General features: G+C 48.0%; 20 protein-coding genes. 11 read left to right on the top strand and 9 right to left on the bottom strand.

All coding sequences use genetic code 11. The features are described from left to right. Nucleotides 1-2 precede the first annotated feature (2 nt). Nucleotides 3-1,772: an SUMF1/EgtB/PvdO family nonheme iron enzyme gene (locus IM638_05445; GenBank protein MCA6362460.1), complete on the bottom strand. Its 1,770-nt coding sequence runs from the start codon at nt 1,770-1,772 to the stop codon at nt 3-5. Between the two features lie 105 nt (nt 1,773-1,877). On the opposite strand from IM638_05445, the gene IM638_05440 reads away from it, so the two are divergent. Continuing rightward, a complete protein-coding gene (locus IM638_05440; protein ID MCA6362459.1) occupies nt 1,878-2,309 on the top strand; it encodes a hypothetical protein in 432 nt (143 codons plus the stop codon). A gap of 4 nt (nt 2,310-2,313) precedes the next feature. Beyond that, a complete protein-coding gene (locus tag IM638_05435; protein MCA6362458.1) occupies nt 2,314-3,627 on the top strand; it encodes a deoxyribodipyrimidine photo-lyase in 1,314 nt (437 codons plus the stop codon). A 4-nt stretch (nt 3,628-3,631) separates the two neighbouring features. Here the strand turns inward: IM638_05435 and IM638_05430 are convergent, their stop codons facing one another. Next, a complete protein-coding gene (locus IM638_05430) occupies nt 3,632-4,333 on the bottom strand; it encodes a hypothetical protein (protein ID MCA6362457.1) in 702 nt (233 codons plus the stop codon). 63 nt (nt 4,334-4,396) lie between these two features. Between IM638_05430 and IM638_05425 the strand changes: the two genes are divergently transcribed. Beyond that, complete coding sequence (locus IM638_05425; protein MCA6362456.1) at nt 4,397-4,927, top strand: hypothetical protein; 531 nt, start codon at nt 4,397-4,399, stop codon at nt 4,925-4,927. A gap of 52 nt (nt 4,928-4,979) precedes the next feature. On the opposite strand, the gene IM638_05420 is transcribed toward IM638_05425, so the two are convergent. The 7 genes from IM638_05420 to IM638_05390 all read right to left on the bottom strand — a co-directional run bounded on the left by IM638_05420 (nt 4,980) and on the right by IM638_05390 (nt 12,617). Then, nucleotides 4,980-5,135 (bottom strand): hypothetical protein, encoded by a 156-nt coding sequence (locus IM638_05420; GenBank protein ID MCA6362455.1) that lies wholly within the window; start codon nt 5,133-5,135, stop codon nt 4,980-4,982. A gap of 243 nt (nt 5,136-5,378) precedes the next feature. Continuing rightward, a complete protein-coding gene (locus IM638_05415) occupies nt 5,379-5,531 on the bottom strand; it encodes a hypothetical protein (GenBank protein MCA6362454.1) in 153 nt (50 codons plus the stop codon). A gap of 148 nt (nt 5,532-5,679) precedes the next feature. After that, entirely contained in the window at nt 5,680-6,309 is a 630-nt protein-coding gene (locus IM638_05410) for a hypothetical protein (protein ID MCA6362453.1), read from the bottom strand. A 29-nt stretch (nt 6,310-6,338) separates the two neighbouring features. After that, a complete protein-coding gene (clpB, locus tag IM638_05405; GenBank protein ID MCA6362452.1) occupies nt 6,339-8,960 on the bottom strand; it encodes an ATP-dependent chaperone ClpB in 2,622 nt (873 codons plus the stop codon). Nucleotides 8,961-9,117: 157 nt separating this feature from the next. Beyond that, nucleotides 9,118-9,768: a hypothetical protein gene (locus IM638_05400; GenBank protein ID MCA6362451.1), complete on the bottom strand. Its 651-nt coding sequence runs from the start codon at nt 9,766-9,768 to the stop codon at nt 9,118-9,120. 96 nt (nt 9,769-9,864) lie between these two features. Continuing rightward, nucleotides 9,865-10,536, bottom strand: coding sequence for a hypothetical protein (locus IM638_05395; GenBank protein ID MCA6362450.1), 672 nt, complete (start codon nt 10,534-10,536; stop codon nt 9,865-9,867). A 122-nt stretch (nt 10,537-10,658) separates the two neighbouring features. Then, entirely contained in the window at nt 10,659-12,617 is a 1,959-nt protein-coding gene (locus tag IM638_05390; protein MCA6362449.1) for a T9SS type A sorting domain-containing protein, read from the bottom strand. 444 nt (nt 12,618-13,061) lie between these two features. Here IM638_05390 and rpsA point away from each other — a divergent pair, with 444 nt between their 5' ends. From rpsA to IM638_05350, 8 genes are all read left to right on the top strand, one after another. Next, complete coding sequence (gene rpsA, locus IM638_05385; protein MCA6362448.1) at nt 13,062-14,888, top strand: 30S ribosomal protein S1; 1,827 nt, start codon at nt 13,062-13,064, stop codon at nt 14,886-14,888. Between the two features lie 279 nt (nt 14,889-15,167). Continuing rightward, nucleotides 15,168-15,536, top strand: a complete 369-nt coding sequence (locus tag IM638_05380; protein ID MCA6362447.1) for a hypothetical protein — start codon at nt 15,168-15,170, stop codon at nt 15,534-15,536. Between the two features lie 278 nt (nt 15,537-15,814). Then, the gene (locus IM638_05375; GenBank protein ID MCA6362446.1) at nt 15,815-16,786 is read left to right on the top strand and encodes a transglycosylase SLT domain-containing protein; all 972 of its coding nucleotides are present in this window, start codon (nt 15,815-15,817) and stop codon (nt 16,784-16,786) included. 122 nt (nt 16,787-16,908) lie between these two features. Beyond that, nucleotides 16,909-19,389: a CotH kinase family protein gene (locus tag IM638_05370; protein MCA6362445.1), complete on the top strand. Its 2,481-nt coding sequence runs from the start codon at nt 16,909-16,911 to the stop codon at nt 19,387-19,389. Between the two features lie 12 nt (nt 19,390-19,401). Next, nucleotides 19,402-20,427 (top strand): PorP/SprF family type IX secretion system membrane protein, encoded by a 1,026-nt coding sequence (locus IM638_05365; GenBank protein MCA6362444.1) that lies wholly within the window; start codon nt 19,402-19,404, stop codon nt 20,425-20,427. A 277-nt stretch (nt 20,428-20,704) separates the two neighbouring features. Beyond that, nucleotides 20,705-22,228, top strand: coding sequence for a hypothetical protein (locus tag IM638_05360; GenBank protein ID MCA6362443.1), 1,524 nt, complete (start codon nt 20,705-20,707; stop codon nt 22,226-22,228). Beyond that, nucleotides 22,225-23,415: a glycosyltransferase gene (locus tag IM638_05355; protein MCA6362442.1), complete on the top strand. Its 1,191-nt coding sequence runs from the start codon at nt 22,225-22,227 to the stop codon at nt 23,413-23,415. The genes IM638_05360 and IM638_05355 overlap by 4 nt, the downstream gene beginning before the upstream one ends. Continuing rightward, entirely contained in the window at nt 23,412-24,614 is a 1,203-nt protein-coding gene (locus IM638_05350) for a glycosyltransferase (GenBank protein MCA6362441.1), read from the top strand. Before IM638_05355 ends, IM638_05350 begins: the two co-directional genes overlap by 4 nt. The last annotated feature ends 42 nt before the right edge of the window (nt 24,615-24,656 follow it).

Genomic DNA, 24,656 nt, shown 5'->3' with positions numbered 1-24,656 from the left:
AGTTAGGGCTTCTTTGGTTGCGGGGTAGTGGTTTCGGCTGCCGTTACATAAATCACATACCGGAAACCCACAGTGCAGTGCTTTTCGGCCGGGTTGAGGAAAGTTTTGGCGTTGTAGCCAGCGGGGTTTTTGCCATTGGCCAAGCTGAAACGTTCGTCGAACCAGTTTCCGCCCATCACCAATTTGCCCTGCGCCGGAAGCTGGCGGAAATAAAGGCTTTCGATGCTGCGTACAATAGAATCTTCGGCAGTCATTAGTGGCGACCAGTGGTTTAGACGCTTCGTCATTACAGGCCGCCAGCATTCGTTTATGTCGTTGCGCAGCCATTCGCTTACATTCCCGTCGAGGTAACTTATGCTATTGTTGTCTAAATGTGCATTAAAGTATGTATTGGCTGGCCTTTTATGTGCCATGCGACGGAATTTTAGTCCATCAAAATATTTATTGGGGGTTTGATGATTTACCGACTGCGTATGAAAACCATCGTCGATAGTCAGATTGCCAAACATCAGTTTATTCTCGTGAAGTAATAAACGAAGATTTCTGGAATCGAACAATTGGTAAGTAAAGTAACGAGACTTGCTGATTACTGTGTCAACATTTGTGTTGACAGCCGATTCTTCGGGACTGATAACTTGTAATGCACGCTTGCCTCTAAGGTTGTTTACAACTAAATCAGTAAGCCATGAATCGTCGCAAAGCTGGTTGTAGTTTTCGCCAAGCAGACGGATTTGTCCGTTTTCATTCTCGGCCGTGCTTGCCAAATCCCATTCTGCAGCAGAAGGCAAGGCACAGGTTATTTTCAGTCCTTTGCCGTAAACACGTTTATTCATTTTCACATTCAGCCAGTCGAGATATGCAAGACATTGCCAGTAACTTACACCACACACAGGATAGGTGTTGTATGCCGGATGCCAGAAATACATATTAGTCATTGGCTCATTAAAACTGAAACTGAAATCATGTATCCAACTCAATGTATCGGGATAAACCGCAAGCGTATCGGATGAAAGTTCAGTGGGTTTGTTTCGGAATTTGTAAATCAGTTTACGGGAATCCACTTCAATTCGAGCCCAAAAGCGTAAATGAATTGGAAGAAAAAAGCCAGTTTTCTCTCTGGTTATACTATCTGCATAATCAATTTTAGTCAACCAATTAATTGTTCCGTTTGGGTTGAAATGCTTTAAATGTGTGTGGGCAATGGAATCCCTTACCCAGTTTACAAATTCACGGTATTCGGCGTTGGTAACTTCTGTTTTCCGGAAATAAAAAGGGGGAGAATATTGTAATGCAATTTTCTGAGTAAGCGTATCGGAACAGATTAATGAATTTGAATAGAAGTGAAGTTTGGTAGTATCCAGATAATATCTTGCAGATGCAGGAACACGATATCCGGGCGATCTTTCAGATTTGAACCACTTTATTCGGTCGTAATAAATTTCATCTGAATGTTGTTGCAGGAAAAATTCAGGGTCGCTTTTTGATTCCGCCTGCTTCAACGGCGAAATAAATATACAATCATCAAAAAGATCGGGCGGTGTAATCACATATTCCTTTACAAAATACCAGGGACGAGCCACAGTGTCAGGCGCCAGTTCACAGATAAATTTATCAGGCCCAACCTGTTTAATTTTGCCGTCAAACCTTCTTTCAAAAGCTACCGTAGGACCCACTCCGGGAAGCACGGCAATAGTATCTCGTTGAAGTTTTTGAGCAGAGAGCGCAGAAGCACACATTATCGCCAGAAAGCCTAAAAGAGTGCCTAAATTCATTTTCGATCCGGGGTTTTTTCGGTGAATAAACGGGGATAGCAATCTAAATAGTACTTTTACTCAGTGTCCCCTGCAAATAAAAGTATAGAATTCACCGAGAAGGAAATGAATGCAGCGTTGTACCCCATTTTGCGTCCGGCCATAAGTTCGGCAGGTTTGTATTTTTTTACTACCGACAGCGGTATTGAGTATGAAGTGCGTTTTGGCCGCAGGCAGGACAACATTTTGCATGCTACAATTGTTTTTGGGGTAATAAACGACGAGTTTGACGGAGAAGAGTATGTGGAAACCAATCGTGGTGAGGTATTTCGGGTAATGAATACCATTTCGGAGGTGGTGCGCATTTTTATGCAGGAACATCCCAAAATGGTGTGCTACGAGTTTACCGGAATTCCCAAAGAGGGCGAAACTGAAGATAAATCTTCGCAGCGCAGCCTGCTTTACCGCCGCTATCTTCCGCAGATTTTCGACGAAAACTGGGAGTTAAAGTTCAATGGCAACAACGCTGTTGTAACCCGAAAACAGTTGAAACGCTGAATTTATGTCTGCACATACACCGGAAGTAACCGCTTTCTGGTTTCGCCGCGATTTGCGGCTCAATGACAATGCCGGTTTGTATCATGCCCTGAAAAGCGGAAAACCTGTGCTGGCGGTATTTATTTTCGACCGCGAAATTCTCGATAAACTAGAGGATAAGTCTGACCGCAGGCTGGTGTTTATTCACCGCGCCCTTCAGGATTTGGCTGATGAACTGGCTGCTTTGGGCAGTGTGCTTATTACCCGCTACGGAAAACCAGCCGAAGTGTGGCCGCAGCTCCTGCGCGAATTCAATATAAAAGTTGTTTATACCAACCGCGATTATGAACCGTATGCCCGCCAGCGCGACAAAGCCATTGGCGAAATGCTTACCGCAAACGGCGTTGGTTTTCATCTTGCCAAAGACCAGGTAATTTTCGAGAAAAACGAAGTGACCAAAGACGACGGCAAGCCTTACACCGTGTTTACACCCTACAAAAACCGCTGGCGCGCCACGCTTACCGATTTTTACCTCAAACCCTATCCCAACCAAAAATACTTCGGCAATTTCCTGAAGCATCCTGCCAAACCGCTTATTCCGCTGCAGGAAATGGGTTTTGCTGATATGCCCGAAGCATTTCCCGCCAAAACCGTTACCGCCGACCTGCTCAAACATTACTCCGAACGCCGCGATATTCCATCGTTGCCCGCTACCTCGCGGCTGAGCGTGCATCTCCGCTTTGGCACGGTAAGCATCCGCAGCCTTGTGGCGCAGGCGCTGCCGCTGAGCGAGCACTGGACCAACGAACTCATCTGGCGCGAATTTTACCAGCAAATCATCTGGCATTTTCCGCACGTGGTAGGCGGCGCTTTCAAAAAGGAATACGACCGCATTGAATGGCGCACCGATGAGGCCGACTTTAAACGCTGGTGCGAAGGCCGCACAGGTTATCCTATTGTGGATGCCGGCATGCGCGAACTCAATGCCACCGGTTTTATGCACAACCGCGTGCGCATGATTACGGCCTGCTTCCTCACCAAGCATTTGTTTATGGACTGGCGCTGGGGCGAGGCTTATTTCGCGGCAAAACTTATTGATTTTGAGCTGGCCTCCAACAACGGCGGCTGGCAGTGGGCCGCAGGCACCGGAACCGATGCTGCGCCTTACTTCCGCATCTTCAATCCCACCTCGCAGCAGGAAAAATTCGACAAGCAGTTTGCCTATATCAAAAAATGGGTGCCGGAATGGGGCACCGCCGCTTACCCGAAACCCATGGTAGAGCACACGTTTGCGCGCAACCGCTGTTTGGAGAATTACAAGAAAGCACTGGGGAAGTAAAGCCTTACTTTTTAGGCGCTGGCTTGGGAGCAGGCTTTGCAGCCGGTTTGGGCAAAAACTCCATTTCACAAGGCACAAGAATCATGTCTTCCACCACGCTCAGGTCGCAGTCGCTGGTGCGCATTACTACCACTTTTGTAGTGCCGTCGGGCATGGGAAATTCCATTTCGCTTTCGGTGGCGGTGGGGCCGTCAAACGTAAAAGGCTCGGTAAACTGGTCGGCAAGGTCAATGTCTTTGATGTGGATTTTTTTGCCGAGTACTTTGGTGTAAAGTTCCATTACGGCCGATTCAATTTTTACGTTAATCACGTTTTTGATCCGGTCGTAAGTTACGGCCACATTGCCTTTTACGGGCGTGGTATAGTTGAACGGGCCGGCTTTTACGTTTACATTGGTTTCGAAATCGGCTTTGCCGGGATGGAGGCGGATTTTTGGGCCGATGAGCGTCCAGTAGCAGGTGTCTTTCATGAGCAGGGCCGAGTAGGGCTCCTTGCCGCTGATGTTGCCCAGCGCGGCCAGCATTTTGTTGAGCATTTCTTCGTGAATGACAATGCGCATGTCGTTCGGCTCGGGCTTAACCGGGGGCTTGGGGGGCGGAGTGGCGGTGGTTGTGGTGGCTGGCGGTACATAGCCGGAGCCTGATTTTTTGCTTTTGCAGGAAATGGCAAAAAGCAGCAGGGTTAATGCAAATAACAGCGGTTTCATTACCTGCAAAAATACGCGGTATGGATTTTGCGTTACATTCGTAAATCAGAAACTTATTCACGAATGAAAGCACTCCTGTTTGCAACCGCGTTTTTGACCAGTGTTTCGCTGGCCGATGCCCCCGTAGGAAGCATTTTCCCCGATATGAAAGCCGAAAGCCTGAAGGACAAAAACGTATCGCTGCCGGCCGATGTCAAAGGTAAATTTACACTCATCTGCCTTTCCTGGTCGGAAGATGCCGAACCCGATCTCCAAACCTGGTACGAACCGGCTTACGATAAGTTTATTGCCAAAACCGGTTTAATGGATGATGCGTTTGATGTAAACCTGTATTTCGTACCCATGTTTACCGGTGCTAAGGCCTCAGCCGCAGAAAGTGCCAAAAAACGCATGAAAACAGAAGTTCAGGCCGATATTCAGCCGCATATTCTGATTTACAAAGGCGAGGTGGACAGCTACAAGGACAAACTGAAAATGACTGACAAAAAGAAGCCGTATATCTTTTTGCTCGATAAGGAAGGGAAAATTGTATATGCTACCTCAGGTGCATTTACTGAGGAGAAAATGGATGCGATAGACGAACTGATCGAATAACGGCATTAAACCTTAAATCAAAAATCCGCGGCCTGTAGGGCGGCGGATTTTTTTATGCTACTACCTGAGCCTGGGGATAACGTTCCATCCACATTTCAAGTGCTTTCTGGGTGCGTACCACAATAGTAGTTTTGTTATCCACACGCAGTTTGATGGTTTGCCCTTCGTAGGCTTTGTGCATTACGGGTTTACGACTTTTTGATTTCATGATAGTGGGTTTTACTGGTAACACTAAAGGCCGCATCATTGTTTTGAAATTTTATTCAAATAAACGCCATTTGTGCAGCTTAGGTTCGGGCTTTTCTTCAAGCTGTGAAGCCTTACCGATGAATGTACGTTATTGCCGGTCGGGCGGATTTTGCGGGTTTTATGAATGGAAAACGGCAGTAACCTTTATTCTTGAGGTAACTGCCGTTTTCGGGGGGATGTAAGTGCATTTTGAATGAAGTGATTATTCAACTACCTGTGCGGCGGGAAAACGTTTAAGCCACATTTCCACAGCGGCCTGGCTACGAACCACAATTACGGTGCGTGAGTCAATTTTGAGTTTGATGCGGCGGCCTTCGGCTACTGCAACTGGTTGGTTTGATTTGGTGCGTTTCATAACGGTAAAACGATAATATGTGAATAATAAAATTTAGTTCGGGATCAACTGACTGTTCATTAATACAACAAACATCAGGCCCTTTTGGTATGCTGTTAACACCTTTTGTGATTAATCATTCATTAAACCAATGTTTATCAATTCCTGATCAATCCACGCAGGCTTTGTCTGCCAAAAACTGCCTTATTGCCACTTCAGTGGCAGTTTTCCCGACACAATCATCAATTATCACTCTTTCGCCATTACGCCTTATTTCGCCATGCCAGGGATAAACAGTGCAGTTGGGCTGAACCAGGGTACTGAATGTGAGGCTTTCACTTTCTGGCAGTGACGAAATTTTCCAATACAAACAATGCGTATTCCCGTTTTCGGAAACTGAGTCGATTGTGAGTACGAAATTGAATGTGGTGTCTATATACTCAATATCCGAAGCAAAGAAGCGGGGAGAGGCTGCACGTTCGGCCGGCAAAAAGAGATGTTCGGAAAACGGGCCGTCGGCATTGGTCATCAGGCACACGAAATCGTTGTTTTGCCAAAGTAGTTGAGGTGGATATTCATACGCCCGCCCGCCGGTAAGACTGCTTAGCTTTTCAATGCGCGAAAATTCAGCATTTCCCCACTTTACCGAATCATTACCGGCAGCATTGTACCCGAATTCCACGTAAACAGCCGCCCCCGAATCGGTGAGCGGCTGCCAGTGTGTGACCGTGCTGTCGGGTAAAGATGTGCTTCGTGTCCTGTTTTCAGGCACTCCGCAGGCAGCGATGCCTGCCAGCATACAGAGTAAAAGAAAGTTTATCCTTTGCATTACACTTTCTCAAGTTCCTTTTCCACCGGTGCGCGGAACACAATTTCGCGTTCAAACACATCCACCACCACATGTTGCCCGGCCTGTACATTGGCGGCCAGAATCTGCCTGGAAAGTTCGTTGAGCACTTTCTTCTGCATGAGGCGTTTTACAGGCCGTGCGCCGTATTGCGGATCGTAGCCCAGTTCGGCCAGCCATTCAATGGCTTCGGGTGTGGCCGTGAGGCGGATGTGGTTGTCTGCAGCGCGTTCCACAATCTGCTCAAACTGAATACGCACAATTTCTTCCACATTTTCGCGGCTAAGTGGTTCAAACATGATCAACTCGTCGATACGGTTCAAAAACTCCGGCCGCAGGCTCTTGCGCAGCAGGTCAAACACTTCCCGGCGCGTTTTGGCAAGCACTTCTTCGCGGTTTATTTCGTTTATGCCCTCGAAGTTTTCCTGAATAATGTGCGCGCCGAGATTGGAGGTCATAATCACAATGGTGTTTTTGAAATTCACCACGCGACCCTTGCTGTCGGTCAAACGCCCGTCGTCGAGCACCTGCAGCAGAATGTTGAATACATCGGGGTGCGCCTTTTCAATCTCGTCGAGCAATATTACGCTGTATGGCTTGCGGCGCACGGCTTCGGTAAGCTGGCCGCCCTCTTCATAGCCCACGTATCCCGGAGGCGCCCCCAGCAGTCGCGACACACTATGCCGCTCCTGGTATTCGCTCATGTCAATACGCGTAAGTGCAGCCTCGTTGTTAAAGAGGAAATCGGCCAGCGCCTTGGCCAGTTCGGTTTTGCCCACGCCTGTAGTGCCGAGGAAAATAAACGAGCCTATTGGTCGGCGTGCATCCTGCATACCGGCACGGCTGCGGCGCACGGCATCGGCAATTACTTCAATGGCTTCGTGCTGGCCCACCACGCGTTTGTGCAACTCGTTTTCGAGATGCAGCAGTTTTTCGCGTTCACCCTGCAGCATGCGCGCCACCGGAATGCCGGTCCAGCTGCTCACCACGGCTGCAATTTCGGTGCTTTCCACTTCCTCCTTAATCATGGCTGAGCCTTTGTGCTGCAACTCGGCCAGCCGGGCTTTTGCCTCATCCAGCCGCTGCTCCGACTCGCGAATTCGGCCGTAGCGTATTTCAGCTACCTTACCGTAATCGCCGGCGCGCTCGGCTGTGTCGGCCTCAAACTTGAGTTGTTCAATGAGTTCCTTTTCGCGCTGTATGCTGTCAACCACATCTTTTTCCTGCTGCCAGCGCGCCCGTAAATCCGAGCGTTTATCGGTAAGTTCGGCAATATCGCGGTTCAGCTCTTCGAGTTTGTGCGGGTCGTTTTCGCGTTTAATAGCCTCGCGTTCAATTTCAAGCTGGCGTATTTTACGCTCCACATCTTCAAGCTCAACCGGCATGGAGTTTATTTCCATGCGCAGTTTGGAAGCGGCTTCGTCCACAAGGTCAATGGCCTTGTCGGGCAAAAAGCGTTCGTTGATGTAGCGTTGCGAGAGTTCCACCGCGGCAATAATCGCTTCGTCTTTTATGCGCACCTTGTGGTGGGTTTCGTATTTCTCCTTAATGCCGCGTAAAATGGAAATCGCATCTTCGGCGCTGGGCTCGTCAACCAGTACTTTCTGGAAACGGCGTTCGAGCGCTTTGTCTTTTTCAAAGTATTTCTGAAACTCGTTGAGTGTGGTGGCGCCCACTGCACGTAGTTCGCCACGGGCAAGAGCGGGTTTCAGAATGTTGGCCGCATCCATTGCCCCCTCGCCGCCGCCGGCACCTACCAGCGTATGTATCTCATCAATGAAGAGAATAATCTGGCCATCTGAGCCGGTTACTTCCTTTACCACGGCTTTCAGGCGCTCTTCAAACTCGCCCTTGTATTTGGCCCCGGCAATAAGTGCACCCATGTCGAGCGAGTAAATCTGTTTTGTTTTCAGGTTCTCCGGCACATCGCCGTTTACAATGCGGTGCGCAAGTCCTTCGGCAATGGCGGTTTTGCCCACGCCGGGTTCGCCCACCAGAATCGGGTTGTTTTTGGTGCGTCGCGAAAGAATCTGAAGCACACGGCGTATTTCCTCATCGCGGCCGATAACCGGATCAAGCTTGCCGCTGCGGGCCATCTCGTTCAGGTTTATAGCGTATTTCGACAGTGCATTATATGTTTCCTCTTGCGAAGAACTGGTTACTTTGGCGCCTTTGCGGAGTTCGTTTACAGCTGTTTTCAGGTCTTTCGCCGTAAAGCCGTTGTCTTTCATCATGCGGCTCACCTGATCGTCAACCGCCAGTAAGCCCAGCAACAGGTGCTCAATGCTCACATACTCATCGCCCGTTTCTTTCAGGCTGTTCATAGCCTTCATCACCACCTCATTTGATTTGCCTGAGAGGTATTGCCCCGAACCGCCTGATACTTTGGGATAGCTTTCAATGATTTTATCGGTCAGCTTCTCAAAAAGCGGCGCGTTGATATTTAGTTTCTTCAATAAAAAAGGGGTAACCGACTCATCCACTTCAAGAATACCCTTGAGCATATGAGCGGTTTCAAGTGTCTGATGGCTTGAACCGGCAGCAATTTGCTGAGCCTGTTGCAGTGCTTCCTGCGATTTAATGGTAAAGTTGTTCAGGTTCATAATTTATGATCAATAAATGGCAAAACGGATAATTGATTTATGCAAACAAGTACACAAAGCACATACCATTGCCATAAACCTGAAAATAGGGCAGAAAAAGAAGCTGAACAGCGCCATTATTGCGCAACACCTCAGTTAAACACGCCATTTCGGCAGATCATATTCCCTGAAAGAAGAGTGTTTTCTCCTTCGTATCAGGCTTGCCCAGATTCAGAAACAAGCCTAAACTGCTGCCAATAGAAGCTTTGTGGTTTTCGTTGGGCGAAAAGCCGCCGTGAAACAATAGTTCAATACCGGCCCTGCTGCCTATTTTGGCACCAATGCCCATGTTTGCAACAGCATAAACAGCCCTGCGTGTTTGATCTTTCTGATTGATGTATCGTTCAACTATGGTTCCAAACGGATTGGTAGAATAGTAAGTTCCGGTATGCACACCCCAGGCTTTAATATTCACCGAAGCACCCCAAATACTGTAAACCGGCGATTGTCCGAAAGGGATTTCGCGCATCAGGTCGAGCTGTACGTAAAGGGCTTTCTGGTTTTTTTCGCGGTATCCTTCTGTGGAAATGTGCGTGAACGAGTTGTATTGCGTAAAGGCAAACATACGTTCATACCTTAATCCTACACCCGCACGTGTGGCGCGTCTGTTGTCTTGCTGCCAGTATTTACTGGTGTTTAGATGGCAAAACCAGCCCCAAGGCATATTGGCTAATCTGTTGGTGAACGAATTCCATAAAGCGATATTTCCCGCCTGTACATTTATCCGTTTTAGACGCTCGTTTACCACAAGTGGTTGTGCTAAGGACACAGCGGTATATAAAACCATAACCGTTGTGAACAGGAGCGTTCGATAAAAAATTTGCTTACACACATACATTCGAAATCTCTCCTCACAGATCGTTATTTATTCTTTGGTTGTTTGCTGCTCTTTACCAATACGCCAGCTCAGGTTAAGTGACCCGCCGAGAAACAATTTATAATCCGCATGCGGCGAAGAACCGGGTTCAATAAGCGACTCAAGCTGAAAGCCATAAGGTAAATTAATTCCTAAGCCAAATCCACCTGTGAAATAAGATGCTTTACGGTTTTCGTCATTTGCATTCATGAAATAAGTGTATTCTTCCGGCCGGCTTGGAATATTTGAATAACTGTAACCGGTATGCCTTTGCTGAACCAGAAAATTGCTGTTGAATCTGAACAGGAGGAAATATCGCTTTGCCAGAAAATGTTCATGAATAAAGGCCAGACGTAGATACAGTGCCCGCTGATCGGTTTCCTGATTGTAGAGCGTACCGCCGGGGCTGCTGTGATCTATTCTGTATTCATTCATGTTCTCATAGCGTACACCTGCATATAACTTATTCACGTGCATGTTTTCCTTTTTCATCACCCGGTGAATTGCCAGGCCTGCATCCCAGATACTTCCGGTGGGTGTAGTGCCAAAGCGTTCGTAAACTGGTTTTGCGTAGGAATTAATACCTGCTCCGGCGTAAAGCGAAAAACGTAACGCAGAATTAGACTGAGCACTTAATGATACAGTCAGAATCGCAAATAAGAGAGTTATATACTTTTTCATTTATTGAAATAATATGTTTTTCCTAAAGTAGTGAAGCGGATTAAATAAATCAATGATATCGGACATAAAAAAAGAACGGCTGTTACAGGTGTAACAGCCGTTCCGTAATTTCAATTATTCAATTACTGAATAACTACTTTCTCTACTGCGCGGGCGTTGCCAGCGGTTACAGTGAGGAAGTAAACACCTTCGGTGAGGTTTTCAGTGTTCATGCGAACAACTGAGTTACCGGCAGCGAGGTCGCGGTTCTCAACGAGAACGGTCTGACCAAGGCTGTTTACGATTTCAATGCTTACGTTCTCGCTGTTGATCAGGTCGAGCACTACATTGATCTGGTCGTTGGCCGGGTTCGGGAAGAAGTTGAGTGTACCTACAGAAGCAAACTCCTCAATACCTACAGCTGAAAGGTCAGCGGTGGTGTTGAACTGAGCAGCAGTGAACTGTACGTTGTTCATGTAGTAGTGATCGAACGGAGTGAGCATGTTGAAGCTCAGGTCGCGTGCGAGTGAGTTGGATACAGGAACAGTGTAGGTGGTACCGTTAACGAGTGTGATGTTAGACACATACTGCCAGAACAGGTTGTCGTCTGTAGAGAACTGCTGACGAGCGGTTGCGTTAGCGTTAACGTTAGCAATGCTCAGGTCAACTGCACGGCCAAAGAGGTTCGGGAAGTTGTTGTCGCCAGCGCCAATGTTCGGATCGGTGTCAGAATAGATGTAGAACAGTTTGGTACCGTCGCTAGAACGTGAAATCTGAGCACGGGCATCGGTAGCAAAAGTGCTGGTACCGTCTGACCACTGTGAGGTCTGATCGTTGGGTGAGCTCAACAGGGTGTCAATCAGCCATGCATTCCAGCCGTTGGTGGTGGTGTGTACGTCGTACATGAAGTGACGGGCGGTATTGTTAGCGCCGGTCAGTGTCCAGGTAAAGCCGAGTGAATCGTTGTCGTTAGAAGCACCGCTGCCTACTTCGCAGAAAATGTGCAGCTGGCCGTTGTTGTCCACAGTTACGTCAGAACCGTTGTTCTGAGAGAACCAGGGCTTGAGGTTACCATCAGAAGCCTGAATCAGGTTGTTGCTGATTGTAGAGATGGTGGTGAAGTCAAAGTTCTGCTGGTAACGGGTCCAGGTAGCACCGGCGTCGGTTGTTTTCCAAACCAGCGGGCTGAAGGTGCGTGTTTGTGAAGTGGTTGCAGAAGCATCTACACCGAAGAATACTGCATAACCGGTGTTGCCGTCTTGTGAGAAAGCAAGGTGGGTGATGGTGTAGCAATCGTTAGCACCTGTACCGTCCTGGTGGAAGGTCGGCTTGATCGAGTCGGTCTGCCATACGAAAGCATTAGATGAAAGGGTGCCTTTCATGATCGCAGCGCCACGGAAGCCCTGAGCGAGTGCGGTGGTACCGTTCGGGTCGGTATAAAGACCGGCGGTAACCCATACATGCTGATCGGTTGACTGAACGTCGATACGTGCAAAGCCAATGTAGCTGGTACCGTTATCCACGGTGTTTACGTTGGTTTGAGCGTTTACCATATTCTGGCTGCTGTAGTAGTTGCCCATCCAGCCAGAACCATCGGTATAAGGACCAACACCCACGGCAAATGCGTTAGATAATGTGGTGTTAGAAGCCGGGTTGAAAATAGCTCCTGAAGGGTAGCGGTAAAGGTTGGTACCGTTGTTTGCAAAGTAGGTTGAATCCCAGCTTGAACCGTTGTTGGTGGTCCAGGTGTGCTCAATGAAACCGCTGTTTACTGACGGGGGGCTCCAGTCGGCACTGATACGGGCGGTGAACATAGCGGCACCAAGTGCTTGGTTAGCAGTCATACAGTTTGACTGAGACACCAGCAGGGTGAAGGCGTTACGTGAACTGGTGAATTTGGTTCCGTTTGCCTGAACGGTCGGGTTGCCGTTACGGGCAGTGGCCGATGCCTGGGCAAAGAAATTTACCGATTCAGCGTCAATCTTTGCGCTGTTAATTCCGGTAAGATCCCACTTTTTAACTCCTCCGACATTGGCAGGACGCTGCGCCGAAAGCGAAAGGCCTGTACCAACGCCAATGGCAATGAGTAATCCTTTTTTCATGTGACTGTTTTTTGGTTAGGTTCAAATGATATTCCAAAGTTAACAAATAAAACATGTTTTACAAACAGAATAAAACATGGCTTTTCATGTACTTTGTGGCGCAAGTATATAGGTAGCATTTCAAATGAACCAGTTTTTCTGAAAATTAGTTTTCAACAGTTTTGCAGTTTCGGGTAGCGGCTAACGATCTTACCGCTTTTTAGTTTTCTGGTTTTCAGTTATTTCCGCCATATTCTGGAATCTGCCCGCGCGTGTTTATTATCTCTTCATCACCTCAGGGTTTGTCTGCCAAAATATGAGCGGAAGTAGCACAAATCCGGCTATAATTACTTACCTTTGATGCCCGTTTTAAAAACAGATACCCGGCAGTATCTTTTGTCTCACTCGTACAACAATGCCGGTTGTTGTGCCAGTGCTGTAAAGCACCTAAAACCAAAACGGCAAATGGCCGAAACAACAAACAACACAATTACCCCGCCCGAGTTTGACTGGAACGCAGTGGGTAAAAAAGCTGATCTTTATTCTAAAGAAGAGCTTGCTAACCTCGATGCGCTTTATGGTCAGACCCTGAAATCAATCAACGATCACGAGGTTGTTGAAGGGGTGGTTGTAAACAAAAACTCAAAAGAAGTCGTTGTAAACATCGGCTTCAAATCCGACGGTGTTATTCCGCTGTCTGAATTCCGCTACAACCCTGATCTGAAGTCGGGCGACAAAGTAGAGGTGTACATTGAGAATCAGGAGAATAAAGACGGACAGCTCGTTCTTTCGCACAAGAAAGCCCGCGCCATGAAGTCGTGGGAACGCATTAACAGCGCCCTTTCTACCGACGAGGTAATTAAGGGTTATGTAAAATGCCGTACCAAAGGAGGTCTTATTGTTGATGTATTCGGCATTGAGGCGTTCCTCCCGGGTTCACAAATTGATGTGAAGCCGATCCGTGACTACGATATTTACGTAGGCAAAACCATGGAGTTCAAGGTAGTGAAAATCAACAACGAATTCAAAAACGTTGTGGTTTCACACAAAGCCCTTATTGAAGAGGAACTTGAAGCCCAGAAACGCGAAATCATCAGCAAACTCGAAAAAGGTCAGGTACTTGAAGGTACCGTTAAAAACATTACCTCTTACGGTGTGTTTGTTGACCTGGGCGGCGTTGATGGCCTTATCCACATCACCGACCTTAGCTGGGGCCGTATTTCACACCCCGAAGAAATTGTTAAGCTCGATCAGAAAATCAATGTGGTTATTCTCGATTTCGACGATCAGAAGAAACGCATTGCACTCGGCCTGAAGCAGCTCACCTCACACCCGTGGGAAGCCCTCAGCGCAGAGCTGAAAGTAGGCGACAAAGTAAAAGGCAAAGTAGTGGTGATTGCCGACTACGGTGCATTTGTAGAAATCCAGCCCGGCGTAGAAGCCCTCATCCACGTGTCAGAAATGTCGTGGTCGCAGCACCTGCGCAGTGCCCAGGATTTCCTCAAAATCGGCGAAGAAGTGGAAGCTACCGTGCTTTCAATTGACCGCGACGAGCGCAAAATGTCACTCGGTATCAAGCAAAACTCGCCTGATCCGTGGCAGGAAATCCTTTCAAAATACCCGAAAGGCTCACGTCACAATGCCCGCGTTCGCAACTTTACCAACTTCGGTATTTTTGTGGAACTCGAAGAAGGTATCGACGGCCTTATTCACATCTCTGACCTCAGCTGGTCGAAAAAAATCAAGCATCCTTCAGAGTTCACCAAAATTGGTGAAAGCATCGAAGTGGTTGTGCTTGACGTGGATGTGGAAAACCGCCGCCTGAGCCTCGGCCACAAACAACTCGAAGAAAACCCCTGGGATGTATTCGAAACCGTATTCACAATCGGTTCAGTACACCAAGGCACCATTATCAGCGCAAACGACAAAGGAGCTGTTGTACAGCTGCCCTACGGCGTAGAAGCTTTCTGCCCCAACAAGCACCTGCTTAAGGCCGATGGCAAAAACGCTGCTGCTGAAGAAGTGGTTGACTTCAAAGTTCTCGAATTCAACAAAGAAGCCAAGAAAATCATTGTTTCTCACCGCAACACCGTAGAAGGTCTCGCTATCGAAGAAAAAGAAGCGCGTCCGGCCCGTGGTGGTAAGAAAAATGCCGATGCTTCTAACGCCAGCGACGAAACCAAGAAGGCGGTTAAAAAGGTGAAAGACAACCTCGAAAAAACCACCCTCGGCGACGTTTCCGCTCTGGCCAACCTGAAGTCAGAACTCGAAAAGAACGAAAAAGGTCAATAAGACCCTCACGTTTACCGGTTCATTTTTCTTCGAATGACACCGGCTCACTAAAAACTACGCCATGGTTTTTAGTTTCGCCCGGCACCAGCAATGGTGCCGGGCTTTTTAATTATTTAGCTGTGAAATAGGGCCTAACGGATGCCTGTATCATCAGAATGTTTAATAAATTATCAATCAGTAAGCTGAACGTCTGTTGAAAAAAATAACCGGTGTAATAAATAAATAGTGAAACATTGCAAGTAAAGTATGAGTAATATCGCAAAATAATTGCCGTACTATATGCAAAAAACCTGTCTCGATTGCGGAGAACAAATGATTGGTAGGGCAGATAAAAAATTCTGCTCAGATCAGTGCCGGAATAATTACAACAACAAGCGCAATAGTGATGTAAACAATCTCATGCGCAACATCAACAATATACTGCGCCGTAACCGACGAATTCTGGAAGATCTTATTCCCGATGAAAAGGCCATTGTATCAAAAGAAAGGCTCAATGAACTGGGGTTTAGTTTTCAATATTTCACACATATCTATACCACCCGTAAAGGAGGTGTCTATTATTTCTGCTACGATTATGGCTATATAGAAATAGGAAACGACTTGCTCACACTGGTGTATCGCAAGCGTGGAAACCAGCCTGCCGAATAACCAAAAAAATCAGGCATTCCCCGGTTAGTCAACCAATTATCCCTGCGGTTGAGCTGACTGAAGCACCGGATTTCCGGTGCTTTTTTTGTGAATAATTGCAAACTACTTACCGCAGAGGCTGGTTTTGGTGCCTTATTTGTCAATACGATACAATATTGCAGGCAAATGCCGAATTTCAATAACCTTATAAACTTTTTAACGTTGAAAAAACCGGCACCTGCTATACGATAATACGGAACTGAATACGTTTCTTTGAGAAACACGGAGGAGGACAAATAATGAATTTTATACTGAAAACAGGTGTACTTGCGCTTTTGCTGGGAGCCATTAGCACAGGGTTAGCAGCACAGCAAAGCCGCCCCAACACGGCAGATATTGTAACTGCAATTCCCGGGTTGCGTGATACCACATGGCGGCAATATATTCAAACTGCCGATATACGCAGCATGGGGCTGGATACACTTGCACGTGTGCATTTCTGGCGGAAAGTAATGCGTCTTTCGCCAGACAGCGGTGTGCTCAGTTATGCCGTAACGCGTGATATTTATTTTGCCTGTTCAGCCGAATACTGGAATAAACTGGGCGATGAAGGCCAGCTGAAATTCCGCGACAGTATCCGCCAAAGCAACAATTTGCCTGATTCAGCACAACTCCTCTTTACACGGGGTAAAGGCGATTTTTACGATGCTGCCGGCGTAGTGCCGCAAATTGACAGGGCCATCCCCATTTTTCTGGCGCAGGAGGTTGATCCTTTCTACGCGAAAGCCATTCTGCTTATCGAAAGCCCAGGCAAACTGCAAAAGTCAAATGTGGGCGCATTCGGTGCTTTTCAGCTCATGAAGGGTGTGGCTGTAAAAATGGGGCTGAAAGTAAATAAGTATGTCGATGAGCGTAAGGATTTCGATAAATCGGCCTGGGCCGCAGCTAAGCTTATCCGCACAGTGTGTATTCCATACACCAATGCCATGCTCGAAAAACGAGGCATCAGCTATTGTGGCGAAGAGCTCTGGTATAAATTGCTGGTGTTGCATGTATATCATGCCGGTGCCGGAAACGTTGACAAAGTGCTCTCGGCAATCAATCCCTGCGAAGGAAATATGGAGCTGATTATGACCATGTGGAAAACAAAGGCGGGAAGTTTTGGAAATGCGTCGCAGAATTATTCGCAGCTGGCCATAGCCGCGCTTCTCGAACTCGACGAAGTAATTCTGGCCGATGCACGCAGGCAAGCTGCTGTTATTCCCCGATAATCCATTAAAATCAGAATTTCAAAATCCCCGGAATTTTTTTTTACCGTTCCGGGTAATTTTTTTGTTTTCAGATTGTTATATTTACATATCTCCTCGGTTATGTAAATTAAAAATACGCCACTATGCGTAAGCTCATTTTACTATTCATCCTGGTAATTTCCAGCAGTTTTCTGCACGCTCAGTTATCTATCAACGAGTATTCATGTGCCAACACAAACAGCCAGGCCGATAATTTCGGCGAGTTTCACGACTGGTTTGAAATTTACAATGCAGGTACAGCTGCTGTAAACCTTACCGGCTATTACATTACGGATAACGATAACAACCTCACCAAGTGGCAGATTCCTTCGGGCAGTGTTCCGGCAGGCAGCGTTACGCGCATAATCTGTTCGGGCCGTGGAATTGTCTTCAGCGGCTGGATACATGCCGGCTTTAAACTCACCCAATGCAAGCCCGAAGAAATTGTATTGTCAGACGCATCGGGCACCATGCTTGACTCTGTAAAACTTCGCCGCCACCAGAATGGTCATTCGTGGGGGCGCACCACCAACGGAGCTTCCAGCTGGAGCATTTTCACCAGCCCTACTTTTGGCACCAGCAACAACACCGCCACGCCCTTTCAGCCTTATGCCACCACGCCGGTATTCAGCCAGCAGCCGGGTTTTTACAACGGCAGCATTAGTCTCACCATCACCTCACCCGATCCGAATGTAACCATTCATTACACCACCAACGGAGCCGAACCCACCACCACATCGCCGGTGTACAGTGCCGCAATAAATATTGCCACCACACAAGTAGTGCGGGCAAGAGCATTCAGCAGCACAACAGGCATTCCCGCCAGCTTTATCGAAACCAATACTTACTTCATCAATAGTCCGCATACAGTGGCTGTACTTTCTATTTGCGGCGAATACCTGCCTGATCTGATGGTGCAGGGAAACTGGAGCGACGAACCCGTTACCGCGCTCGAATACTTTGACAAAACCGGTGTAATGCGTACTGAAGTAACCGGCAACTCAAATAAACACGGAAACGACTCATGGGCCTACGACCAGCGCGGTATTGACTTTGTATCGCGCGATCAGTTCGGGTATAATGATGCGCTCGACTGGAAGTTGTTTCGCCGCAAAGACCGTGATGAGTTTCAGAAAATCATTATCAAAGCGGCAGCAAACGACAACTATCCCTTCGAAAACGGCGGCGCGCATATACGTGATGCCTACTGCCATAATCTTTCGCAGCAGGCCGGACTTGCTATGGACGAACGCACCTGGGAACCTTGTGTGCTGTATATGAACGGGCAATACTGGGGCGTGTATGAAATTCGTGAAAAAGTTGATGATCATGATTTTACGGATTACTACTACGATCAGCCTGAGGATAAACTTCAGTTTTTGAAAACATGGGGCGGAACATGGTCGGAATACGGCGGACCGCAGGCACAAACAGACTGGAACAGCTTTGTGACTTTTGTGACCACCAACAACATGACTGTGCAGGCTAACTTCGATTATGTGGACAGCGTGTACAACTGGAAAAGCCTGATCGACTACATGATTCTTAATTCTGTTGTAGTATCGGCCGACTGGCTCAACTGGAATACAGCCTGGTGGCGGGGTCTGGATCCGAACGGTGATAAGAAAAAATGGCGTTACACGCTTTGGGATAACGATGCTACATTTGGTCATTACATCAATTACACGGGTATTCCCGATGTATCGGCAAACGCTGATCCCTGTAATCCTGAAAGCCTGTCTGATCCCGGCGGACAAGGCCATATTCCCATACTTAATGCGCTCTTGCAGAACGAAACGTTTAAGCAGTATTACATAAACCGTTATGTGGATTTAATGAATACCACGTTCAGCTGCGATTCGCTTATTGCGTTGCTTGATACAATGGTAGCCGAAATAGCCCCCGAAATGCCGCGGCAGATTCAGAAATGGGGGGGGAGTATGGCTGGCTGGCAGGCCAACGTAACTGCACTTCGTAATTTTATTCAAACCCGCTGTACAGCACTGGTTCAGGGTATGATGGATTGCTACGACCTCACCGGTCCCTATGAAATAATCGTAGAAGTGCAGCCGCCGGGGGCAGGTACGGTTCAGCTTAACTCGCTTTCGCTTGATGCATTTCCGTGGACAGGCAGTTACTTTGGCGGAATACCCATAATTCTGCAAACCGAGCCTACATCGCCGCTTTACATTTTCGATTACTGGGAAATGGTCAATATTCCATCTCCCAATGCCCAGAATGATAGTATAAGTACCGATCTCACGCAGGCCGACCACATTATTGCACACTACAAAACAGTAGAAATTATAGAAAATGTATTTGTAGCCAATGCATTCTCGCCCAACGGCGATGGCAACAACGAAATGGTGTATGTGCATGGTCTGGCCGGTGTACTGGAAGCTGAGTGGGTGGTATTTAACCGCTGGGGCCAGCCGGTGTTTCAGACAACTGATCTCGCGCAGGGCTGGAACGGTACGCAAAACGGTCAGCAATGTCCGTCGGGCGTTTATGCCTATATGCTCAAAGTAACCTTTGCCGATGGAAAAACCTCGGTGAAATCGGGCAATATTACACTGATGCGATAAATACCTGCGCGTATGAAAAGAGTATTGATTTTTACAGGATTATTGGGTTTTGCTGTCAGCAGTACTGCGCAGGATATTCATTTTTCGCAAATGGCAGAATTGCCCATGCACCTCAACCCGGCAGCCACAGGCATGTTCGACGGGGTATATCGGTTTACTACCAATTACAAATCGCAGTGGGCGCAAATGGGTAGTCCCTACCGTACAATGGCTGCTGCATTTGATATGCCGCTGCGTCCGGCCCTGAACCGGGCATATCTCGGTTTAGGCATGTTTGTTTTTCGCGATCAGGCCGGCGATTCGAAGTTTGGTACGTTTCAGGGAAGTATTTCGGGCAGTGCCATTCTGCCGATGAGCCCGAAGCAAAAAATTTCGGCCGGTTTGCAGCTCGGACTTGGTCAGCGTTCGGCCACCATTACCGGTTTGCAGTGGGAAAGCCAGTATATCAATGGCAATTTTGATCCCAATGCCCCAAACAACGAAGCCAATTTGCTTACCTCGTTTTTGTACCCTGATATTTCTGCCGGAGTGGTTTATCAGTACCGCAGTGTGGCGGGCAGTCTGGTAGGAAAAGATGTAACCGAACTGCAGGTGGGCGCTTCAGTATTTCATGCCAACCAGCCCAACATGCGTTATCATAGTGGCGGTGCTGCCAAACTGCCTATGCGCATTGTAGGCCATGCCCAGCTTCGTTATGATTTTCCGGATACGCGTTGGTCATTACGCCCTTCGGCCTGTTACATGCAGCAGGGCAGTGCGCACGAAATTATTTTCGGCTCCATGATTCGATACCGCATTCAAAACGGCACAAAAATCACCAATTTCTATACCGAATCAGGCATTGGCGCAGGGCTGCATTATCGTGTGGGAGATGCGCTTATCCCGCAGTTTTATTACGATCTCGGCGATTTTTTCCTCGGCTTTTCCTATGATTTCAACCTTTCGAAATATACAGCCGTAACACGGGGTATGGGTGGTTTTGAGATTACTGTTCGTTATGCCAACCTGAATGGGGCTTTGTATAAGAACCGGAAGTAGTACACTGTCTTTTCTCGGCTGCGCTCGAAATGACAGTGCAGTCTCGAAATGACAGTGCAGGCTCTTATGACAGTGCGGGGGCGAAATGACCGCGATGGCTTGATATGTTTGCTTAATTTTTCGAGTTTCCTGAGGCTGTGGCTTCGGCAAGTTCTTCCAGCGGCTGCAGTTTTCTTCGAAAGAAGGTTAAGTAATTACCTTCATGTTGGTTTATGGCCGCTATTTCCCCAGTTCGTGAGCGGTATTGTGAAAAGGGATAAATAGTTACTTTTATCCCATGTCTGAATCCTCAGCCAAGCCCAAAATTACAATTACCCGAACCGCATTTACGAACGCTTTTTTCGACATGGAAAAGCAGCTTGATGTGGCTGGTTATACTTACAATGGCCGTAACATCTGGCCTGTTGTACGCCGCAAGGTGATGTACGATTTTTTCAGGGCGCAGCATCAGGAAGATCTGGAAGTGAATACGGGGAGTCAGACAGCTGCTCCGGCATCCGGTTTTCATAAAAAGCCACAGATTAATAAGCGCGATTATCTGAAGTGTGTGGCACAGATTGCCGAACAGCATAAGGACAAGGTGCTGTTTTTCTTTTCGGCCACACAAAAGCCATCCGATTTTATTCAGGGCAAAGGTTATTTCCGGCATCTTGATCCCTATTACGAATGGCTTTGTAAGCAATATAATGCGGCAAGAATACAGGTAGCCGGAAACAGTTCAATACCGCTTACTGATTTGATGTATCCGGTTGATGTCATTGCGTCGGGCGATCTGGTGATGGACGAAATGCGCAAACTGGGCCGGTTGCGGCGCTACCGGTTAAAACCCACGCTGGGGCATGTGCAAAAGGCCGAGGATGATGTAATTGCCTGGCTGAAAAAACTAAACGCGGGTTTTCTGCCTTCGCATCATTCGGTTTCGGGCTTTGCCGAACGGGTGTTTGCGTGGGAAGAATTGCTGCAGCCGCTTATTGCGAAAATGCGCCCGCGCGCCGTATTTATGCCCTGCTATTTTTGCGATCAGCAAACACTCGCTTTAACTTCGGTATGTCATCGTGCGGGGGTGCCTGTGATTGATATACAGCATGGCGGACAAGACAACCCGATGTATTATGGCTGGCACGGCGCAGCTGGCGAGAGTCCTTATCTGGCGCATTATTTCTGGATGTGGAGCGATTATTTTACGCGTTTTACCAGCCAAAGCAATGCCGGACCACAAGGCATTCCGTTTACCGGAGGCAATTTGTGGATGCAGAAAAGTTTAACAGGTGTACCTGTATCAGACGAAATTCAGGCATTGCGAAACGAGGCCCAAGAGGTAAAACGTACTGTGGTTGTAAGCTTGCAGCGCGGCCTGGCCGATCACGTGCTGGCGGCCATGAAAGAACTTCCCAAAGACTGGCGCTGGCTGGTACGGTTTCATCCGGTTCAAACGGATGATGAACGTAAACTAATTAACGAAATGGTGGCCGGTTTGCCCAATGTGGAAACACTGCGCCCAACCAAAGTAAACCTGTATCATCTGCTGCAACTTGCAGATGTACATATCACCGGCTGGTCAACAATTGCTGTGGAAGCCCTGCAGCTTGGCGTGCCCACCATTTTCTCGCATCCCAATGCCGAAGCCGGTTATGGCCGATTAATAGGTACTTCCGGCCTGCGGCTGGAAACCGGCAAAGCCGGAATGATAGCCGCGCTTATGAATGCCCAGAAGGTAGATGCCATGCCGCTCCTGGAACCCGGCACAGAAATTAAGTTTCCGCAATCGCTTTTGAATAATTTACTGAGCCGCTCATTATGAAAATAGTTTATCTGTATTCATATAATGCATCGCTCATCGGTGTAATGAATAAAATTAAAGACGTTATTCATCACCTCAACAATTCAGGCACAGAGGTTATTCCGCTTGTCATTTGCGCGCAGGTTCCCAACCCTCAGGATCTTCCGCCCGGCGCTGTTCCGCTTCAGATTACGTATGTTGAACCGGCATGGATGGGCAAGGGGCCGTTTCAGCTCATTTCGTTTTTCAGAAGAAGTAAACATGTGGGTCGTTTGCTCGACCGCGAACTTACCCGCCTCAACCCCGACATGGTGTTGATGCGGTATAAGACAATGAATCCCGCAATGGGCGGTTTACTTCGTAAATTCAACTTTGTATTTGAGCACAATACGAAGGAAATTGAAGAACTGGAGGTTTATTACCACGGAATACTAAAAAGCGGTTGGAACAAAGGGGCTTTGCTCTGGACAGAGAAGTATCTGGCTCCACGTTTGTTAAGCAAAACTGCCGGAATTATCGGGGTAACCGACGAAATAACACAATATGAGCTGAACCGGATGAACAGCCAAGTGCCGGCTATTACCTCCGGAAATGGCATCGACACGTCTCGTATTCCCTTTGTGACCGGACCCGTATTTACCGGCGGAACGCTTCATTTGCTCATGCTCTCGTCGGTTTCGGTTGACTGGCAGGGCACGGATAAGCTTATCCGGTCGGTAAGCGAGCATGATAATGTGAAACTCTGGCTGGTAGGCAGTTTTAGTGAGGAGATAAAAAAACTGGCTTCAACCCGTGGCGATAAGATTGTATTTACCGGCCCGCTTACCGGTGCTGAGCTTGACAGGGTTTTTCAAAATATTCATCTGGCTATAGCCAGTCTGGCCATTGAACGCAAGGGCCTTAAAGAAGCATCTGCATTGAAAGTGCGTGAATATGCGGCCAGAGGCGTACCCGTAATTACAGCTTTCCCCGATCCTGATTTGCCCAAAGAACGTATGCCGGAAGGTTATGGCTGGTTGCAAGTGGACCTGAAAAGCGGTTTAATTGATCTTGCCCAGCTCCGCGAATTTGCCCTAACGGCAACGACAACCGAAAACAGAACGAAATTCAGGAAGTATGCGGAGGCATATATGGATTACGCCGCCAAAATGAAACGACTGGTGGTGTTTTTTGATAAACTGGTTAATTCGCGTAAACCGCTGCAATGAAGACGCTGTATCTGTTTACCGATAAATTTCCCTTCGATGAGGGCGAGCAGTATCTCGAAAACGAGATGCAGTTTCTTGCTGCCCGCTTTGATCGCGTTGTGATATTGCCGCAGGCCCGCGCCAGCTACCAGCGACCGGTTCCGCCCAATGCAGAAGTTCATTTTTTGCCGCCTGATGTAAAATACAGCAAGTGGCTGTTGCTGAAAAATTTGCCGCTGCTGCTTAGCGTGTTGCTTACCGAGTGGAAGCACGGCCGCCGCGAACTGCGCCGCTTTACACACCTGAAAGGGGCGGTGCAGCAGTTTTACAATGCCTTGTGCCATGCGCAGGCCTTTGTCTCTTTTCTGCAAAAACAGCCGCAAAGCCGCAATTACTTTTATTCCTACTGGTTTTTTCAGTGGAGTACCATGCTTGCGGTGTTGAACGCGCAGGGCAAAATAAACACCTTCGTGAGCCGTGCACACCTCGGCGATCTGTATCCGGTGTTTGCCACGCGGCCTAATTACCTCAAGGCTTTCAGGCTTAGCCGCATGGCTAAGCTGCATCCGTGTTCGGAGCACGGCGCGCGCTATCTGCGCGAAACCTACCCCGGCTTTGCGGCAAAAGTTGAAACTGCATACCTCGGTGTACCGCACAAGGCTGATAATCCGATGTATGATGGTGCCGCATTTACGGTGGTTTCCTGCTCGGCGGTTGACAGCCGCAAGCGTGTTGAGCTGATTGCAGATTCGTTGGCGCTGCTGCCATTTCCGGTACGCTGGGTGCATTTCGGGCACGGTGTTGATTTCGAAAAGCTGAAGACGCATTGCGCCACGCTTCCGCCGCACATTACAGCCGAACTTCGTGGCTTTGTGCCCAATGCGCAGGTGCTTGAGTTTTATCGCACTTCGCCGGTGCATGCTTTCATTAACCTGAGCCGTTACGAGGGTTTGCCTGTTTCCATGATGGAAGCGGCAGCGGCGGGCATTCCGCTCATTGGCACACACATATTCGGTGTGCCCGAAATAGTGGATGAAACCACCGGTTTTCTTTTACCCGAAACCCCTTTGCCGGAACAGGTTGCCGCTTGCGTGGAGAAGATTTACAGCGAGGGCGCTGCTTCGCTGCGCGTCGGGGCGGGGGCAATGCACAGGAAGCGGTTTCTCGATGAAATCAATTATGGCAAAGGGGCCCTGCTTAATGAATCAGCAGAATGGTAATGTGTATTTTCACTCCTCAATGAGCAAAGTCAACAACCCTGT

This window comes from Bacteroidota bacterium (assembly GCA_020402865.1).
In the GTDB taxonomy this organism is placed as follows: Bacteria; Bacteroidota; Bacteroidia; order Palsa-965; family Palsa-965.
This window is presented reverse-complemented; position numbering and strand designations above follow the sequence as displayed.

Excerpts from the sequence above, each read along its gene's own strand:
- IM638_05445 (MCA6362460.1), bottom strand. The coding sequence starts at position 1,772 with ATGAATTTAGGCACTCTTTTAGGCTTTCTGGCGATAATGTGTGCTTCT.
- IM638_05440 (MCA6362459.1), top strand. The coding sequence starts at position 1,878 with ATGAATGCAGCGTTGTACCCCATTTTGCGTCCGGCCATAAGTTCGGCA.
- IM638_05435 (MCA6362458.1), top strand. The coding sequence starts at position 2,314 with ATGTCTGCACATACACCGGAAGTAACCGCTTTCTGGTTTCGCCGCGAT.
- IM638_05430 (MCA6362457.1), bottom strand. The coding sequence starts at position 4,333 with ATGAAACCGCTGTTATTTGCATTAACCCTGCTGCTTTTTGCCATTTCC.
- IM638_05425 (MCA6362456.1), top strand. The coding sequence starts at position 4,397 with ATGAAAGCACTCCTGTTTGCAACCGCGTTTTTGACCAGTGTTTCGCTG.
- IM638_05420 (MCA6362455.1), bottom strand. The coding sequence starts at position 5,135 with ATGAAATCAAAAAGTCGTAAACCCGTAATGCACAAAGCCTACGAAGGG.
- IM638_05415 (MCA6362454.1), bottom strand. The coding sequence starts at position 5,531 with ATGAAACGCACCAAATCAAACCAACCAGTTGCAGTAGCCGAAGGCCGC.
- IM638_05410 (MCA6362453.1), bottom strand. The coding sequence starts at position 6,309 with ATGCTGGCAGGCATCGCTGCCTGCGGAGTGCCTGAAAACAGGACACGA.
- clpB (MCA6362452.1), bottom strand. The coding sequence starts at position 8,960 with ATGAACCTGAACAACTTTACCATTAAATCGCAGGAAGCACTGCAACAG.
- IM638_05395 (MCA6362450.1), bottom strand. The coding sequence starts at position 10,536 with ATGAAAAAGTATATAACTCTCTTATTTGCGATTCTGACTGTATCATTA.
- IM638_05390 (MCA6362449.1), bottom strand. The coding sequence starts at position 12,617 with ATGAAAAAAGGATTACTCATTGCCATTGGCGTTGGTACAGGCCTTTCG.
- rpsA (MCA6362448.1), top strand. The coding sequence starts at position 13,062 with ATGGCCGAAACAACAAACAACACAATTACCCCGCCCGAGTTTGACTGG.
- IM638_05380 (MCA6362447.1), top strand. The coding sequence starts at position 15,168 with ATGCAAAAAACCTGTCTCGATTGCGGAGAACAAATGATTGGTAGGGCA.
- IM638_05375 (MCA6362446.1), top strand. The coding sequence starts at position 15,815 with ATGAATTTTATACTGAAAACAGGTGTACTTGCGCTTTTGCTGGGAGCC.
- IM638_05370 (MCA6362445.1), top strand. The coding sequence starts at position 16,909 with ATGCGTAAGCTCATTTTACTATTCATCCTGGTAATTTCCAGCAGTTTT.
- IM638_05365 (MCA6362444.1), top strand. The coding sequence starts at position 19,402 with ATGAAAAGAGTATTGATTTTTACAGGATTATTGGGTTTTGCTGTCAGC.
- IM638_05360 (MCA6362443.1), top strand. The coding sequence starts at position 20,705 with ATGTCTGAATCCTCAGCCAAGCCCAAAATTACAATTACCCGAACCGCA.
- IM638_05355 (MCA6362442.1), top strand. The coding sequence starts at position 22,225 with ATGAAAATAGTTTATCTGTATTCATATAATGCATCGCTCATCGGTGTA.
- IM638_05350 (MCA6362441.1), top strand. The coding sequence starts at position 23,412 with ATGAAGACGCTGTATCTGTTTACCGATAAATTTCCCTTCGATGAGGGC.